Here is a 17,179-nt window from a genome sequence, read left to right as displayed (position 1 = left end):
GGAAGCCGTCCGGTCGAACCTCACCATCGCTCCTGGAAAGAGTTTTTCGAACAGCGATATCGATGCCTCCGTCAAGCAGCTCTATGGGACGGGTTATTTCTCCGACGTCAAGATCTCGGTCTCCGGCAGCACGCTGGTCGTCAATGTTCAGGAAGCCCAACTGGTCAATCAGGTCGTCTTCAACGGCAACCGCAAGATCAAGGACGACAAGCTCGCGACGATCGTCCAGACCCACGCTGCCGGCCCCTACAGCGACACCCAGATCCAGGCCGACATCCAGTCGATCAAGGAAGCTTATGCTGCCACCGGGCGCAGCGAGGTCGAAGTCACGACGCAGGTGGTGCCGCTCGGCGAAGGCCGCGTCAACCTTGCCTTCGTCATCAACGAGGGTGACCGCACCAAGATCGATTCGATCAATTTTGTCGGCAACAATGCCTACAGCGCCGGCCGCCTGGCTGCCGTGATCGCCACCAAGCGTTCGAACTTTCTTTCGTTCCTGACCCGCAAGGACGTCTACAACGAAGACAAGCTCCACGCCGACGAAGAAGCGCTGCGTCAGTTCTATTACAATCGCGGCTACGCCGACATGCGCATCGTCTCTTCCGATGCCACCTTCGACGACGCGACCAACAAATACACGCTCACATTCAACATCGAGGAAGGCCAGCGCTACGACTTCGGACCGGTGACCGTCCAGTCGACCGTCGAAGGCGTCGGCTCAGAGCAGCTGCAGCCGCTGGTGCGCACCCGCGAAGGTCAGGTCTACAACGCCAAGGAAGTCCAGAAGTCGATCGAGGCGATCTCCGATCAGGTGGCATCAGCCGGTTATCCCTTTGCGCGCGTCACGCCGCGCGGTAATCGCGACCTCAACAACAACACGATCGGTGTCGAGTATCTGGTCGACCAGGGCGAGCGCGCCTATGTCGAGCGCATCGAGATCCGCGGCAACAGCCGCACGCGCGACTACGTCATTCGCCGCGAATTCGACATGAGCGAAGGCGATGCCTTCAATCAGCAGATGATCACCAAGGCCAAGCGTCGCCTCGAAGCGCTCGGTTACTTCTCTTCCGTCAATATCTCCACCCAGCCGGGCAGTTCGCCGGACCGCGTGGTGGTGGTCGTCGACGTGCAGGATCAGTCGACCGGTTCGTTCGGTGTCGGCGCGGGTTATGCCGCCGGCGGCGACGGCCTGCTGCTCGAAGCATCGATCGAGGAAAAGAACTTCCTCGGTCGTGGCCAGTACATCCGCATCTCGGCCGGTGGCGGCCAGGAAGGCTCGCGCGCCTACGGTGTCAGCTTCACCGAACCCTATTTCCTCGGCTACCGTCTGGCGGCAGGCTTCGACGTCAACCGCAGCGAAACGTCGAGCAACGACGACTACGACTACGAGGAAACCAGCGTCGTCCTGCGTGTGACTGCGCCGATCACCGAAGATCTGGCGACGACCTTCCGTTATAACTACAAGCAGATGAAGTATGACGGCGATACCTCTGATCTTTCGGCGACTTACGCCAATCTGGTCGACGAGAGCCCGTGGACACGCTCTTCCGTCTCGCAGACGCTGACCTACAACACGCTTGACGACACGGTCCTGCCGCGTGAAGGCATCTATGCGACGGCGACGCACGAACTTGCCGGCCTCGGCGGCGACTCGCAGTTCTACAAGATCTACGGCAAGGCCCGTTATTACCACCTGCTCGCTGACGATGCCGATATCATCGGCTCGCTTTCCGCTTCGGCTGGTTATGTCGTTCCTTTGGGCGACCATCTGAACGTCTTCGACCAGTTCACGCTGACCAACGGTGATATTCGCGGCTTCGAGAACAAGGGTATCGGCCCGCGCATCCGCGGGGATCACGATGACCCGCTCGGTGGCACGACCTATTTCACGGCGTCTGCAGAAGCGACCTTCCCGATGCCGGGCTTCCCGCGTGACTTCAACCTGCGCGGCGCAGTCTTTGCCGATGCCGGTACGCTGTTCGGCAATGACGTCGAGCTTCTTGGGTCAGACCAGGCCGACGGTACCAGCGCTTCGCTGCGCGCCTCCGTCGGTGTCGGCCTCGTCTGGCAGTCTCCCTTCGGTGCATTGCGTCTGGATTACGCAATCCCGGTCCTCAAGGAAGACTTCGACAAGACGCAGAACTTCAAGTTTGGCATCAACAACCAATTCTGATATCGGCAGTCCGGAACTGTAAGACTCAATTCCGTTCTGGAGCATTGCCGATGGAGCAAAACGTTTTTTTTCTGCCCCATGAAGGTCTGAAGCTCGCTGAGCTGGCAGAGTTTCTTGGGGCGGAACTTGCCAATTCCGACTATGCCGATGTTATCGTCAGGTCCGTTGCTCCCATCAGCCGGGCCCGGGCAGGCGATGTCTGTTATATCCTGTCGCGCCGCAGCCGCGATGAACTGGCGACATGCGAAGCCTCGGCGGTGATCTGCGACAAGGCGCTCGCCGATCTCGTACCCCCCCATATCCCGGTCATCCTGTCATCCAATCCGCATGCGGCTTTCGCGATGGCGGGCGGCCTGTTTTATCCCGCGGCATTGCGCCCGGTCGTCTTTTCCGGTGAAAGCGAGATCGCGCCAAGTGCGGTGATCGATCCGAGCGCCAAGCTTGAAAAGGGCGTGATCGTCGAGCCGCTGGCCGTAATCGGGGCGCATGCCGAGATCGGCGAAGGGACGCGCATCGGCGCCCACAGCATCATCGGTCCGAATGTCAAGATTGGCCGGGATTGTTCGATTGCGGCCGGCGCCAGCATTCTCTGCGCGCTGCTCGGCAATGGCGTCATCATCCACAACGGCGCGCGCATCGGCCAGGATGGTTTCGGTTATGCGCCGGGCCCGCGCGGCATGATCAAGATCGTCCAGATCGGCCGAGTGATCATCCAGGATAATGTGGAGATCGGCGCCAACACCTCGATCGACCGTGGCACCATGGACGATACGGTCATTGGCGAAGGCACCAAGATCGACAACCAGGTACAGATCGGCCACAACGTTCAGATCGGCCGCCATTGCGCCATCGTTGCGCAGGTCGGCATCGCCGGCAGCGCGAAGATCGGCAATGGCGTTCAGATCGGCGGCCAGGTCGGTATCAAGGGGCATGTGACGATCGGCGACGGCGTGCAGATCGCCGCCCAAAGCGGTATCATGACCGATCTTGCCGCTGGCGGACAATATGGTGGTACACCTGGGCGTCCGCTGAATGACTATCTGAGAGATGTCGCGCAACAGATGTCAAAGACGAAGCTGCGCGGGAAGAAACCTGGAGGCGAGCAAAATGACTGAGGAAGCCACGACAACGCTTTCTTCGGCTGACATCATCGAGATCATGAAACTGCTGCCGCATCGCTACCCGTTTCTGATGGTTGACAAGATCATCGAGATCGATGGCGACAACACGGCGATCGGCATCAAGAACGTCACGGTGAATGAACCGCATTTCACCGGTCATTTTCCGGAATCTCCGATTATGCCCGGGGTTCTCTTGATCGAGGGCATGGCTCAGACCGCAGGTGCGATCTGTGCCAAGAAGGATGGCCAGCCCGGCAACCTCGTCTATTTCATGACCATCGAGAATGCGCGCTTCCGCAAGCCCGTCGTCCCCGGCGATCGTGTTGAATTCCATGTCAGGAAGCACAAGCAGCGCGGCAATATCTGGAAATTTCATTGTGACGCCAAGGTTGACGGCGCGCTCGTCGCCGAAGCCGATATCGGCGCGATGATCGTTCGTAAGGATCAGGCATGAGCACTATCGCCGAAAGCGCCCGCATTCATCCGATGGCTGTCGTCGAGGACGGCGCTTGCATCGGTGAGGGCGTCAAGATCGGTCCCTTCTGCCATGTCGGGCCGCACGTCGTCCTGCATGCGAATGTCGAGCTTTTGTCGCATGTGGTCGTCACCGGCCGCACCGTGATCGGCAAGGGCACGCGCATCTTCCCGATGGCGGTCGTCGGCGGCGATCCGCAGAGCGTGCATCACGGCGGCGAGGAGACGACGCTGACGGTCGGCGCCAACTGCACGATCCGCGAGGGCGTGACGATGAATACCGGCACGGCCGATTTCGGCGGTCAGACGATCGTCGGCGACAACAACCTCTTCCTTGCCAATTCGCATGTCGCGCATGACTGCCGGGTGGGCAACCATGTGATTATGTCGAACAACGTCATGCTCGCCGGCCATGTCGTCATCGAAGATCGCGTCATCCTGGGCGGCGGCTCGGCCGTTCACCAGTTTACCCGCGTCGGCCGTCAGGCCTTCGTCGGCGGGCTCTCGGCAGTGAGTTACGACGTCATTCCCTACGGCATGCTGAACGGCAATCCCGGCCTGCTGAGCGGCCTCAACGTCGTCGGCATGACGCGCGCCGGCGTCGACCGCGCCGTCATTCACAGGGTGCGGCGCGCCTACAAGTCGATCTTCGAAGGACCGGGCTCCGTCCGCGAAAACGCCGCCGCCATCCGCGAAGAATATGCCGATTGCGAGCAGGCGGTCCACATCCTCGACTTCATCGCCGCCGACAGCGACCGCGCCTTGTCCTCGCCAACCCGGGGGCAGAAGGGCTAGTCCGTGACTCTTTCCGGCGATACCGCTGCGGGCCGGCTGGCGATCATCGCCGGTGGCGGCCTTCTGCCTTCCTATGTCGCCGAAGCTGCGCGCGCGGCGGGCGAAAATCCCGTCATCGTCGCGCTGAAGGACGAAAGCGACCGGCGCTGGGAAGGGTATGACCATGCCGTCATCGGCGTCGGCGATTTTGCAGCTCTCGAGGGCCTCTTGAACCGCTACGGCATCGGCCGTGTCGTCATGTCCGGAAGCGTGCGGCGCCGGCCGGAATGGCGCGAGGTGCGCCCGACGCTGCGCACGCTGATGAAGATGCCGGCCACGATCCGCACCTTGCTGTCCGGCGGCGACGATACGGTGCTGCAGATGGTGATCCGGCTGATCGAGGGAAACGGCCGCCGCGTCGTCGGCGCTCATGAGATCGCTCCCGACCTTCTTGCCTACGTCGGCCCGCTTGGCGCTGCAGCGCCTGGCGAGGAAGACCGGCGCGATATCAGGCGCGCAGCCGATGCCGCTGAGATGCTGGGCCGGCTCGATGTCGGCCAGGGCGCCGTCGCCATCGGCGGGCGCATCGTCGCGCTGGAGGGTCTTGAGGGCACGGACGAGATGCTGGAGCGTGTCGCGGGTCTCAGAGCCGCCGGGCGCATCTCGCCGCGCCGCCGTGGCGCACTCGTCAAACTCTGCAAGCCGCAACAGGATATCCGCGCCGACTTGCCGGCGATCGGCGTTTCCACGGTCCTGAACGCGAGGAAAGCCGGCCTTGCCGGCGTCGCCGTCGAGGCCGGCCGCTCGCTGGTGCTCGATCGCGCCGCCGTCATTAAAGCCGCCGATGAGGCCGGGCTTTTCGTCTGCGGCATCGATCGCGGCCTGCCGGCATGGGGGCTCGAATGAACGGGGCGCCGCTGAAGATTGCCGTCATTGCCGGCGAGGTGTCGGGGGATCTGCTCGGTGCCGATCTCATCGCCGCCCTGAAGCGGATTCATAGCGGACCGGTGGAACTCGTCGGCGTCGGCGGCGAGGGGCTGCAAGCGGAAGGCTTGCGATCCCTGTTCGATTTCTCCGAGCTGTCGATCATGGGCATCACCCAGGTGCTGAGCCGGCTGCCGAAGCTCTATACCCTGATCCGCCAGACGACGGCTGCCATCATCGCCGCAAGGCCGGATATTCTTCTCATCATCGACAGCCCGGACTTCACCCATCGCGTCGCCAAGCGTGTCCGCACCGCGCTGCCCGATCTGCCGGTTGTCAATTACGTCTGTCCGAGCGTCTGGGCCTGGAAGGAATATCGCGCCACGCGCATGCTCGCCTATGTCGATCATGTGCTCGCCGTCCTGCCTTTTGAGCCGGCAGTCATGCACACGCTCGGCGGGCCCGAGACCACCTATGTCGGCCATCGCCTGATCGCCGACCCGGCGCTGCTCGAAGCGCGGCGGCTGCGCGCCGGGCGCGCATCCGTCGAGAGAGCGGGCAAGACGATCCTGATGCTTCCGGGGTCAAGATCCTCCGAAGTCGCCAAGCTCCTGCCGTTCTTCGAGGATGCCGCCAAAGAACTTGTCGCCCGCAACGGCCCGATGCGCTTCCTGCTGCCGACCGTGCCGCACAACGAAGCGCTGGTGAAGGGCCTCGTCGCAGGCTGGGCCACACCGCCTGAAGTGGTGGTCGGGTCGGCGCAGAAATGGAAGGCCTTTGCCGAAGCGGATGCGGCGATGGCAGCCTCCGGCACGGTGATCCTCGAACTCGCCCTCGCCGGCGTGCCGACGGTGTCCGTTTACAAGACGGATTGGATCATCCGCCTGCTGAGCCTGCGCATCAAGGTGTGGACGGGCGCATTGCCCAATATCATCGCCGATTATGCCGTCGTGCCTGAATATCTGAACGAGGTGGTCCGCGGCGCCAGCTTGGCGCGCTGGATGGAGCGACTGTCGGCCGATACGTTCCAGCTAAAGGCAATGAACGAGGGTTACGATCTCGTCTGGCAACGCATGCAGACCGAAAAGCCGCCCGGCGAGCACGCCGCCGAGATCCTTCTCGACGTGCTGAAAAAGAAAAAACCCGGGCGTTTCTGACCGGGTTTTCTTTTGGGTTCTTTATGAAGCGATCAGCGCTTCGAAACCGGAATGTAGTCGCGCTTCGGTTCGCCGACATAGAGCTGGCGCGGACGGCCGATGCGCTGTTCCGGATCCTCGATCATCTCGTTCCACTGCGCGATCCAGCCGACGGTGCGGGCGAGCGCGAAGAGCACGGTGAACATGGTCGTGGGGAAGCCCAGCGCCTTCAGCGTGATGCCGGAATAGAAGTCGATGTTCGGATAGAGCTTCTTCTCGATGAAATATTCGTCGGTAAGCGCGATGCGCTCCAGCTCCATCGCCACTTCGAGCAACGGATCGTCCTTGATGCCGAGTTCGCCGAGCACTTCATGCGTCGTCTTCTGCATGATCTTGGCGCGCGGATCGTAGTTCTTGTAGACGCGGTGACCGAAGCCCATCAGGCGGAACGGATCGTTCTTGTCCTTGGCGCGGGCGACATATTCCGGAATGCGGTCGACCGTGCCGATTTCGTTCAGCATGTTGAGCGCTGCTTCGTTAGCGCCGCCGTGAGCGGGGCCCCAGAGGCAGGCAATGCCGGCGGCGATGCAGGCGAACGGGTTGGCGCCCGACGAACCGGCGAGACGGACGGTCGAGGTCGAGGCGTTCTGCTCATGATCGGCGTGCAGGATGAAGATGCGGTCCATGGCGCGGGCAAGCACCGGATTGACCACATATTCCTCGCAAGGCACGGCAAAGCACATGCGCAGGAAGTTCGAGGCGTAGTCGAGGTCGTTCTTCGGATAAACGAAGGGCTGGCCGATATGGTACTTGTAGGCCATGGCGGCAAGCGTCGGCATCTTGGCGATCATGCGCAGGCTGGCGACCATGCGCTGGTGCGGATCGGTGATGTCGGTGGAGTCGTGATAGAAGGCCGACAGCGCGCCGACGCAGCCGCACATGACGGCCATCGGATGCGCATCGCGGCGGAAGCCGGTGAAGAAGCGGCTCATCTGCTCGTGCACCATGGTGTGGTGCGTCACGCGGTAATCGAAATCCTTCTTCTGCACGGTGGTCGGCAGTTCGCCGTAAAGCAGGAGGTAGCAGACTTCGAGGAAGTCGCCGTGCTCGGCGAGCTGCTCGATCGGATAGCCGCGATGCAGCAGGACGCCTTCGTCGCCGTCGATGTAGGTGATTTTCGATTCACAGGATGCGGTCGAGGTAAAACCCGGATCGTAGGTGAAGGAAGCCGTGTTCTTATACAGGGCACCGATATCGATAACGCTCGGGCCGATCGTGCCGCTTTTGACAGCAAGGTCGACAGACTTGTCACCGATTTTTATTGTAGCGCTTTGATCCGTCATGCTGATCCTCCGAAATGGCGGTGGCGCCATAAAAGCGCCATAGGGGTTAAGCGTCCTCACCGATAGCTATATGATCGCGAGGCTAATGCCAAGTTACCGTGACGGCATTTTGTGCATTGCGGTATCATCTTTTAGGCACTGCAGCGATGAGCCGCACGCATATCGGAAGCCGATGATTCGACTGGTCTTTTGGCGCTCGCGATTTTCCCTCATATTTCAATCGATTATTCTTGCCGGATTTGATTGGAGGTTGCATTCTGGCCGCCTTCGCAGCCGGGCTTGGGCGGTTTCATGCAGGAGTTAACGACAGTCGAATTGCGGCCGGAAGCAGGCGAAGGTGCTGCCGACTCCTCCCGTTTTTCACCACCTGTCGTGGTGCCGCGACCGACACGGACGCAGTCGGCGACACCATTGCGCCACCGGCTGCCGGCCGCAGCTTCGCAATTGCTGCGGGCCGGCATGCGCATGCTGGGCGAGGAGGCGGACCATGGGCGCCTGCTGCTGTTCTCGCCGGTCTTCCTCGGCGCCGGGTCAGCCGTCTGGTTTCTCGCGGCATCGGATTTTCCTCTCGTTGCATCGCTGCTCTGCCTGTTGGCGCTGACCGTGGCGGTTCTCATCGCCAGCCGCGGCCGGGCGGCGGTGCGGGCAACGCTGCTGGCGCTTGCGCTCGTGGCCTGCGGCATGGTCTCTGCGCAGCTCGAGAGCTGGCGGATTTCCACTATGATCCTCGATTCCGCCGTGACGACGACGGTGACCGGCCGCGTCGAGCGGCGCGAAGGCGATGGTCGCGGGCGGTGGCGCTACATTCTTGCCGTCACCGGCACTGAGGCGCCACAGGTGAAGCGGCCGCCCGAACGCATAACCGTGATCGCCCGCGGCGCCGACGCGCCCTTCGAGATCGGCGACATAATCAGCGGCAGGGCGCGGCTGACGCCGCCCGCAGGCCCAGCGCTTCCCGAGCTCAACGACTTCTCCTTCAGTGCCTATTTCGACGGCATCGGCGCCAACGGTTTCTTCTACGGTGCGCCGACGAAGGTCGATGCGCAGGCAGGTCCCCAGGCTGCAAGATCGACGGCGGAAGCGCTGCTCGAAGGGCTCTACCGGCTGCGCAGCGGGATTGGCGACCGCATAAGGTCGATCCTGCCCGGCGACACCGGTGCTTTTGCCGCTGCTCTGGTGACGGATGAGCGGCGCGCCATTTCGGATACGACGACGGAGGCGCTGCGCCAGTCCGGTCTGGCTCATATCATCGCCATCTCCGGTCTCAACATGGCGCTGTCGGCCGGCATCTTCTTCGTCGGCTTCCGGATGCTGCTCAGCCTCTTTCCAGGCATCGCTGAGGCCTACCCGACGAAGAAGATCGCTGCCGCCGGCGCGCTCATCGCCGTCACCGCCTATTTCCTGATCTCCGGCTTTGCGGTCTCTGCAGAACGCGCCTTCATCATGATGGCCATCATGTTGATTGCGGTCTTCTTCGACCGGCCGTCGATCAGCCTGCGCAATGTCGCGCTCTCCGCTCTCGTCATCATTGCCATTTCGCCGTCCGAGGTCTTGGGACCGAGCTTCCAAATGTCCTTTGCCGCGACATTGGCACTGGTCTCGGGCTATCAGCTGTGGAAGGACCGGCGCGTCCGCGAAAACGCCTTTCTGAAGCTGCCGATCATCCGGCCGTTCGTTACGGTTGCCGGTTTCTTCGGCGGCGTCTTCCTGACCTCGCTGATCGGCGGTTTTTCAACCGCGCTGTTTTCGATCGAGCATTTTCATCGCCTGACCGCCTACGGCCTGCCGGCAAACCTCGCGACGATGCCGATCATCTCCTTCATCATCATGCCGGCAGGTCTGCTGGCGATGCTGCTCATGCCTTTCGGTCTGGATGTTTGGGCTTGGAAGATCGTCGGATTCGGCCTCGATTTGGTGATCGCGGTCGCAAAGACGGTGTCCGGCTGGGGTGGCAATATCGACGTCGGCCGCTTGCCCGCCTGGTATTTCGCCGTCGCCGTGGCAGGCTTTCTGCTGCTGACGCTGCTCCGCACCCGGTTGCGCCATGTCGGCACATCGATCATCGCGGTCGCAACACTCATCCTGCTGCTTCTGCCGGTTCCCCGGCCGCCGGATCTGGTGATTTCGGAGGATGGCAGTCTCGTCGCGGTCGTCGAGGCGGCGGCAATGGCTTCCAACCGTGAAAGACCGCCGGACTTCATCTTCGACCAGTGGCAGCGAGCGCTGGTCCTGCCGAGGCATGATCCGCCGAAGATGCTGGATGGTCCTGCTATCCCGCCTGAGGGAGAAGACCGCCGCGTCAGGCTTTCCCGCGATCAGCAGAACGAAGCAAGGACCGCGATGCGGACGGCCGCAGCGGGCGGTGACGCAAACCGCTTTTCCTGCGTCAAGAAGGCCTGGTGCATATCAAGGCTTGGCAATGGTCGGGTGGTAACCGTCATCGACAACGCCGCCTATCTCGGCCCGGCGTGCGACGCGGCCGATATAGTCGTGACGTCGGTCCGCCTTCGCTTCAACAATTGCCGTTCAGGTGCGACGCTCTTCACCGGTGAGACGTTGCGCAGGACCGGTTCCATCGAGTTGCGCTTCACGGACACTGGCCTGGAGGTCGCAACCGCATTCGATGTATTGTCGCGGCCATGGATGCGCCATCGTGCCTATGACTGGCGCAGCAACAGTTTTACCGAATCCGGCCTGGCCAATGTCAGTGATATCGGCGAATGAGACCGACGAGTTTACCCTGAACCTTGACACGGTCCGGCCCGAAAATCCGGGTCTCGTAAGCTGGGTTGGCCGCTTCCAGCGCGATCGAGGCGCCCTTGCGGCGGAAGCGCTTGAGTGTCGCTTCTTCGTCGTCGACGAGAGCAACGACGATGTCGCCAGGACTTGCGGTGCTGCCGTTGCGGATGATCACGGTGTCGCCGTCGAAGATGCCGGCGTCGATCATCGAATCGCCCTTGACCTCGAGCGCATAATGTTCACCGGAGCCGAGCATGTCGGCCGGAACGACGATGTCGTGGGTATTGTTCTGGATCGCCGAGATCGGCACACCGGCAGCGATTCGGCCCATGACCGGCACGGAGACCGAGTTGCCGTTGTCGGCGACGGGTTTTGCGGGAGCAGGAGTGGCAACCGGCTGCGGCTTGCCGAGGCTGCCCTCGATGACGCTCGGCGAAAAGCCGCGCCGGGGCTGAATGCTGGGGCTGTAGGCCTCCGGAAGCTTGATGACCTCGATCGCGCGGGCGCGATTCGGTAGGCGGCGAATGAAGCCTCGCTCCTCAAGCGCTGTAATCAAGCGATGAATCCCGGACTTGGAGGCGAGGTCCAGGGCATCCTTCATTTCGTCGAAAGATGGCGGAACGCCGGATTCCTTCATGCGCTCATGAATGAAAAGGAGAAGCTCCTGTTGTTTGCGCGTGAGCATCGACGTTGTGACCTCGTGATTGAAACAAATCCAGAACAGACACTATATGTTCCATATGTGTTCCGCAAGTAGCTAAATTTCCGTAAAACTTGGCGCCAACTCGTTGAGATTTTTATTTTCATTCGCCGGAGTGGGACACAAGTCTTGACGTTTCCAGGAGGGACATCATGAACGAGCATTCCGCCAAACCGCACCCGCTGGATCATGTCCTGCTGCCGGTCGTCAATATCGATCTGGCGCGCGAAAGGCTCGGCAAGCTCGGCTTCACCGTTGCCGCCGATGCGCGCCATCCCTTCGGAACGGAAAACGCCTGCGTCTTTTTTGCCGACAAGACCTATCTGGAGCCACTCGGGATTGCGAGCGTCGAGGAGAGCGAGGCATCGGCACGCCAAGGCAATGTCTTCACGGCCCGCAACCAGGCCTTTCGTTTCCGCTGCGGCGAGGAGGGGCTTTCGGGGCTGGCTTTCGGCAGCAAGGATGCCGGCACCGATCATCAGAATTTCGTCGGCAACGGATCGAGCGCCGGCGAGATGCTGCAGTTCACCCGGCCGATGACGATGCCGGACGGTTCCGAGACGATTGCGGGCTTCAAGCTGGCTTTCGCCGGCGACCTGCGCGCGCCCGATCTCCTGCTTTTCACCGTCGAGCGCGTCAATCCGCTGCCGGCCGACCGCGCCGCGCTGGAAACACACGCCAATGGCGTCACCGGCATAGTCGAGATTGCGCTTTGCACGCCGGAGCCGGCCGCCTTCGCTGCCTTCGTCAGCCTTGCCGTGGCGCAATCGGCAGTCGAAAAAACCGGTTTCGGCTTCAATATCGCGGCGTCAAATGCCAAAATCAGCCTGATGACGCCGGAAGGGCTGGATGCCTATTTCGACATCGCCGGCTCATGCGCAGATCGCGGCCTGCGCGGCCGGGCAATCCTCTTTGCTGTCGTCGATCTTGCCGTGACAGAAGCGCATTTGGCTGCTAACGGGGTGACATACACGCGCAAGAACAATCGCATTCTGGTGAAGCCCGCGCCCGGGCAGGGCACGCTCTTCGCTTTCGAGGAAACACGATGAGCACTGATACGAATTCCGAGGTCAGGATCGGCGAAGGCCAAGGCCAGGTCACCTTTTCCAATACCGGCCGCCTGTCGCTGATTGCCGGTCCCTGCCAGATGGAGAGCCGCGACCACGCCTTCATGGTTGCCGGCACGCTGAAGGAGCTTTGCGGAAAGCTCGGCATCGGCCTCGTCTACAAGAGCTCCTTCGACAAGGCGAACCGGACCTCGCTCTCGGCTGAACGCGGTATCGGGATCGAAAAGGGCATAGAGATCTTTGCCGACCTCAAGAAGGAATTCGGCTTTCCCGTCCTGACCGACATTCATACCGCCGAGCAATGCGCGGAGGTGGCAAAGATCGTCGACGTCCTGCAGATCCCGGCCTTCCTCTGCCGCCAGACCGACCTTCTCATCGCCGCCGCCAAGACCGGCCGCGTCGTCAACGTCAAGAAGGGCCAGTTCCTCGCTCCCTGGGATATGAAGAACGTCCTGAAGAAGCTCAATGCCAGCGGCAATCCGAACGTGCTGCTGTGCGAGCGCGGAGCCTCATTCGGCTACAATACGCTGGTTTCCGACATGCGTTCGCTGCCGATCATGGCAGCGATGGGCGCGCCCGTTATCTTCGATGCGACCCATTCCGTGGCGCAGCCGGGCGGGCAGGGCGAATCCTCCGGCGGTCAGCGAGAATTCGTGGAGACCCTGGCGCGCGCCGCAGTGGCTGCCGGTATTGCCGGTGTCTTCGTCGAAACCCATCAGGACCCCGACAACGCCCCTTCCGACGGCCCGAACATGGTCTATCTCAAGGACATGCCGCGGCTTCTCGAAAAGCTGCTTGCCTTCGATGCGGTCGCCAAGGCTTGACGTTCAACAGTCTGACATGATCGTGCTATAGGCCGGGAAGGCTGGTCCGAAGGCTGGAAATTGCGGCATTGTAATTTGCACGCCTTCGACTAAGACAGGTTTCGAACCGACTTATCATCCACCGAGCAGGAAGAACCCATGACTGCAATCACCGATATCATCGCCCGTGAGATTCTCGATAGCCGTGGCAACCCCACCGTCGAAGTCGATGTCTATCTCGAAGATGGCAGCATGGGCCGCGCGGCCGTTCCCTCGGGCGCCTCGACGGGCGCGCATGAGGCGGTCGAACTGCGTGACGGCGGCAAGCGCTATCTGGGCAAGGGCGTCGAAAAGGCGGTCGAAGCCGCCAACACCGAGATTTTCGACGCGATCGGCGGCATCGACGCCGAAAACCAGATCCAGATCGACAACATCATGATCGAGCTGGACGGCACGCCGAACAAGTCGCGCCTCGGCGCCAACGCCATCCTCGGCGTGTCGCTCGCCGTCGCCAAAGCCGCTGCCCAGGCCTCCGGCCTGCCGCTCTATCGTTATGTCGGCGGCGCTTCCGCCTGCCTGCTGCCGGTGCCGATGATGAACATCATCAATGGTGGTGCCCATGCCGACAACCCGATCGATTTCCAGGAATTCATGATCCTGCCGGTCGGCGCCGATTCGATCGCTGAAGCCGTGCGCATGGGTTCGGAAGTCTTCCATACGCTGCGCAAGGAACTTGCGAGCCAGGGCCATAACACCAATGTCGGCGACGAAGGCGGTTTCGCACCGGGCCTGAAGAGCGCGCCTGAGGCCCTCGACTTCATCATGAAGTCGATCGAGAAAGCCGGCTACAAGCCGGGCGACGACATGTGCCTCGGCCTCGACTGTGCCTCGACCGAATTCTTCAAGGACGGCAAATACGTTCTCGAAGGTGAAGGCCGCACGCTGGAATCGGGCGCCATGGCCGAATATCTGGCCGAGCTCGCCGCCAACTATCCGATCATCTCGATCGAGGACGGCATGGCCGAAGACGACTGGGACGGCTGGAAGACGCTGACCGACCTGGCCGGCAAGAAGACCCAGCTCGTCGGCGACGATCTCTTCGTCACCAACTCCGCCCGTCTTCGCGACGGTATCCGCATGGGCGTCGCCAACTCGATCCTCGTCAAGGTCAACCAGATCGGCTCGCTGACGGAAACGCTCGACGCCGTCAACACGGCGCACAAGGCGGCCTATACCGCCGTCATGTCGCATCGCTCCGGCGAGACCGAAGATTCGACCATCGCCGATCTCGCGGTCGCCACCAACTGCGGTCAGATCAAGACCGGCTCGCTGTCGCGTTCCGACCGTCTTGCCAAGTACAACCAGCTGATCCGTATCGAAGAGGGCCTCGGCCCGCAGGCCCAGTATGCCGGCCGCTCGATCATTCGCGGCTGATCGGATCTGATTTTCAATGGCTTGACCCGTGCCTTCCCGGCGCGGGTTTTTTCTTGCCCGTTTTTTAGAGTCAACGAACGGTTAATCTCTGCGCGCTAGATTGAACGAATTGGTAATGCGTTCAAGAGCATGCGTGTATGTGGACAAAGCATCATAAAAAGAGAAGAATCGGTCGCTTCGTCATTCCGGCCATGACGGTCGCCTTCCTTTCCTACTTCGGTTATCATTGCATCCATGGCGATTACGGCCTGCGCGCGACGGAGACGTTCGAGCGTCAGCGTGTCGCGCGTGAAAAAGAGCTTGCCGTCTTGAAAGCAAAGCGCGAACATCTGGAAAATCAGGTCGCGCTCCTCAGTGACGGCTCGCTTGACAAGGATATGTTGGACGAAAAAGCGCGTTATCAGCTCAATATGTCGCGCGCGGATGAGATCGTCGTATTCAACCACTATTCCAATTAACCGGAAACAGGTTAATTAGAATTTTCGTAGTTGTTCCAATAATTTAGCGCCGAATACGAGCCATGCAATTATGGCATTGCTGCGGTCATATTTCTTCCCTATGGTACGCGCCACCAAGAAACGACAAACCCATAGGGAGGGTTGAATGGCGCCGCGAAAGACCGCGACCGTTTCCAGCCGCAAAACTGCAGCAAAACCGGCAGCCAAAGCATCGAATGGAGGCCCGGTAGCCGACTTCGATCGCGATGAAGAGCTCAAGGCCTATCGCGAGATGCTGTTGATCCGCCGCTTCGAGGAGAAGGCCGGTCAGCTTTACGGCATGGGCTTCATCGGCGGCTTTTGTCACCTCTATATCGGTCAGGAAGCTGTCGTCGTCGGCATGCAGATGGCGCAGAAGGAAGGCGACCAGGTCATCACCGCCTATCGCGACCACGGCCACATGCTGGCAACCGGCATGGAAGCGCGCGGCGTCATGGCGGAACTGACCGGGCGTCGCAGCGGCTATTCCCACGGCAAGGGCGGCTCGATGCACATGTTCTCGAAAGAGAAGCATTTTTACGGCGGTCACGGCATCGTCGGCGCCCAGGTCTCGCTCGGAACGGGTCTTGCCTTTGCAAACCGCTATCGCGGCAATGATAATGTCTCCATCGCCTATTTTGGCGACGGCGCTGCCAACCAGGGCCAGGTCTACGAGAGCTTCAACATGGCTGCTCTCTGGAAGCTGCCGATCGTCTATATCGTCGAGAACAACCGTTACGCCATGGGTACGTCGACCGCGCGCGCCACTGCGCAGTCGAACTACTCGCTTCGCGGATCGGGCTTCGGCATCCCCGGCATTCAGGTCGACGGCATGGACGTCCGCGCCGTCAAGGCGGCGGCCGACGAGGCGCTCGAACATTGCCGCTCCGGCAAGGGCCCGATCATTCTCGAAATGCTGACCTATCGTTATCGCGGTCACTCGATGTCCGACCCGGCGAAGTATCGCTCCAAGGACGAAGTGCAGAAGATGCGCTCCGATCACGACCCGATCGAACAGGTGAAGGCGCGCCTCGTCGAAAAGGGCTGGGCTTCCGAAGACGATCTGAAGGCGATCGACAAGGATGTCCGCGACATCGTCGCCGACAGCGCCGATTTCGCCCAGGCCGATCCGGAGCCGGATGTATCCGAGCTCTATACCGACATTCTGCTCTAATCGGGGAGGGAACCCATGCCTATCGATATCCTCATGCCCGCCCTCTCTCCGACTATGGAAGAAGGCACACTGTCCAAATGGCTGAAGCAGGAAGGTGACAAGGTCACCTCAGGCGACGTGATCGCCGAAATCGAAACCGACAAGGCGACGATGGAAGTCGAAGCCGTCGACGAAGGCGTCATCGGCAAGCTTCTGGTTCCTGCCGGAACCGAAGGCGTCAAGGTGAACGCCAAGATCGCCGTTCTCCTGCAGGACGGTGAATCCGCATCCGACATGTCTGCGTCCGCTCCGGTAGCAGCGCCGGCTGCTGCACCACAGGCAGCGCTGGAGGAAAAGCCGGCTGCCGCAACTCCGGCATCCGCACCCCTTCCGGCCGAGCCGAAGGCCGTCGTTCCGAACGATCCTGAAATCCCGGCCGGCACCGAAATGGTGTCGACGACCGTGCGCGAAGCGCTCCGCGACGCCATGGCCGAGGAAATGCGCGCCGACGAAAACGTCTTCGTCATGGGCGAGGAAGTCGCCGAATATCAGGGCGCCTACAAGGTCACGCAGGGGCTGCTGCAGGAGTTCGGCCCCCGCCGCGTCGTCGATACGCCGATCACCGAGCATGGCTTTGCCGGCGTCGGCGTCGGTGCCGCCATGGCCGGCCTTCGCCCGATCGTCGAATTCATGACCTTCAACTTCGCCATGCAGGCGATCGACCAGATCATCAATTCTGCCGCCAAGACGCTTTACATGTCCGGCGGCCAGATGGGCGCTCCGATCGTCTTCCGCGGCCCGAATGGTGCTGCGGCTCGCGTCGGCGCCCAGCACAGCCAGGATTATGCAGCCTGGTATAGCG

At 61.5% G+C, this 17,179-nt stretch carries 15 protein-coding genes; 13 read left to right on the top strand and 2 right to left on the bottom strand.

Going from position 1 to position 17,179, the window contains the following annotated elements:
- From bamA to lpxB, 6 genes are all read left to right on the top strand, one after another.
- The coding region (gene bamA / locus FY112_RS09080) for an outer membrane protein assembly factor BamA (RefSeq protein ID WP_151518215.1) at positions 1–2,173 on the top strand (2,173 nt) is incomplete at its 5' end.
- Positions 2,174–2,223: 50 nt separating this feature from the next.
- The gene (gene lpxD / locus FY112_RS09075) at positions 2,224–3,288 is read left to right on the top strand and encodes a UDP-3-O-(3-hydroxymyristoyl)glucosamine N-acyltransferase (protein ID WP_017960283.1); all 1,065 of its coding nucleotides are present in this window, start codon (positions 2,224–2,226) and stop codon (positions 3,286–3,288) included.
- Positions 3,281–3,748, top strand: coding sequence for a 3-hydroxyacyl-ACP dehydratase FabZ (gene fabZ / locus FY112_RS09070; RefSeq protein WP_003539296.1), 468 nt, complete (start codon positions 3,281–3,283; stop codon positions 3,746–3,748). Before lpxD ends, fabZ begins: the two co-directional genes overlap by 8 nt.
- Complete coding sequence (lpxA, locus tag FY112_RS09065) at positions 3,745–4,563, top strand: acyl-ACP--UDP-N-acetylglucosamine O-acyltransferase (RefSeq protein ID WP_077981108.1); 819 nt, start codon at positions 3,745–3,747, stop codon at positions 4,561–4,563. Before fabZ ends, lpxA begins: the two co-directional genes overlap by 4 nt.
- A 3-nt stretch (positions 4,564–4,566) precedes the next feature.
- Complete coding sequence (locus tag FY112_RS09060) at positions 4,567–5,448, top strand: LpxI family protein (protein WP_025394418.1); 882 nt, start codon at positions 4,567–4,569, stop codon at positions 5,446–5,448.
- Positions 5,445–6,623, top strand: coding sequence for a lipid-A-disaccharide synthase (gene lpxB, locus FY112_RS09055; protein WP_151518214.1), 1,179 nt, complete (start codon positions 5,445–5,447; stop codon positions 6,621–6,623). Before FY112_RS09060 ends, lpxB begins: the two co-directional genes overlap by 4 nt.
- Before the next feature lie 32 nt (positions 6,624–6,655).
- Here lpxB and gltA read toward each other — a convergent pair whose 3' ends face one another.
- Positions 6,656–7,945, bottom strand: a complete 1,290-nt coding sequence (gene gltA, locus FY112_RS09050; RefSeq protein ID WP_003539304.1) for a citrate synthase — start codon at positions 7,943–7,945, stop codon at positions 6,656–6,658.
- A 291-nt stretch (positions 7,946–8,236) separates the two neighbouring features.
- Between gltA and FY112_RS09045 the strand changes: the two genes are divergently transcribed.
- Complete coding sequence (locus FY112_RS09045; RefSeq protein WP_151518213.1) at positions 8,237–10,669, top strand: ComEC/Rec2 family competence protein; 2,433 nt, start codon at positions 8,237–8,239, stop codon at positions 10,667–10,669.
- On the opposite strand, the gene lexA is transcribed toward FY112_RS09045, so the two are convergent.
- Positions 10,650–11,369 carry a transcriptional repressor LexA gene (lexA, locus tag FY112_RS09040; protein WP_017960289.1) on the bottom strand — a complete coding sequence of 240 codons (720 nt, stop codon included), beginning with the start codon at positions 11,367–11,369 and terminating at the stop codon, positions 10,650–10,652. The genes FY112_RS09045 and lexA overlap by 20 nt on opposite strands.
- Before the next feature lie 167 nt (positions 11,370–11,536).
- Here lexA and FY112_RS09035 point away from each other — a divergent pair, with 167 nt between their 5' ends.
- From FY112_RS09035 to FY112_RS09010, 6 genes are all read left to right on the top strand, one after another.
- Positions 11,537–12,433, top strand: a complete 897-nt coding sequence (locus FY112_RS09035) for a VOC family protein (RefSeq protein ID WP_151518212.1) — start codon at positions 11,537–11,539, stop codon at positions 12,431–12,433.
- The gene (gene kdsA, locus FY112_RS09030; protein ID WP_131709034.1) at positions 12,430–13,275 is read left to right on the top strand and encodes a 3-deoxy-8-phosphooctulonate synthase; all 846 of its coding nucleotides are present in this window, start codon (positions 12,430–12,432) and stop codon (positions 13,273–13,275) included. Before FY112_RS09035 ends, kdsA begins: the two co-directional genes overlap by 4 nt.
- A gap of 138 nt (positions 13,276–13,413) precedes the next feature.
- Complete coding sequence (gene eno / locus FY112_RS09025; protein WP_017960292.1) at positions 13,414–14,688, top strand: phosphopyruvate hydratase; 1,275 nt, start codon at positions 13,414–13,416, stop codon at positions 14,686–14,688.
- Positions 14,689–14,825: 137 nt separating this feature from the next.
- On the top strand, positions 14,826–15,146 hold the full coding sequence (locus tag FY112_RS09020) for a septum formation initiator family protein (RefSeq protein ID WP_017960293.1): 321 nt from the start codon (positions 14,826–14,828) through the stop codon (positions 15,144–15,146).
- Between the two features lie 145 nt (positions 15,147–15,291).
- Positions 15,292–16,338 carry a pyruvate dehydrogenase (acetyl-transferring) E1 component subunit alpha gene (gene pdhA, locus FY112_RS09015; protein ID WP_151518211.1) on the top strand — a complete coding sequence of 349 codons (1,047 nt, stop codon included), beginning with the start codon at positions 15,292–15,294 and terminating at the stop codon, positions 16,336–16,338.
- A 15-nt stretch (positions 16,339–16,353) separates the two neighbouring features.
- On the top strand, positions 16,354–17,179 hold an 826-nt coding region (locus FY112_RS09010; protein WP_151518210.1), incomplete at its 3' end, for a pyruvate dehydrogenase complex E1 component subunit beta.

The sequence above is a fragment of the Rhizobium sp. PEPV16 genome (genome assembly GCF_008919455.1).
GTDB lineage: Bacteria > Pseudomonadota > Alphaproteobacteria > Rhizobiales > Rhizobiaceae > Rhizobium > Rhizobium leguminosarum_Q.
Note: the sequence above shows the minus strand (reverse complement) of the source record. Positions and strands in the feature narration are given on the sequence as shown.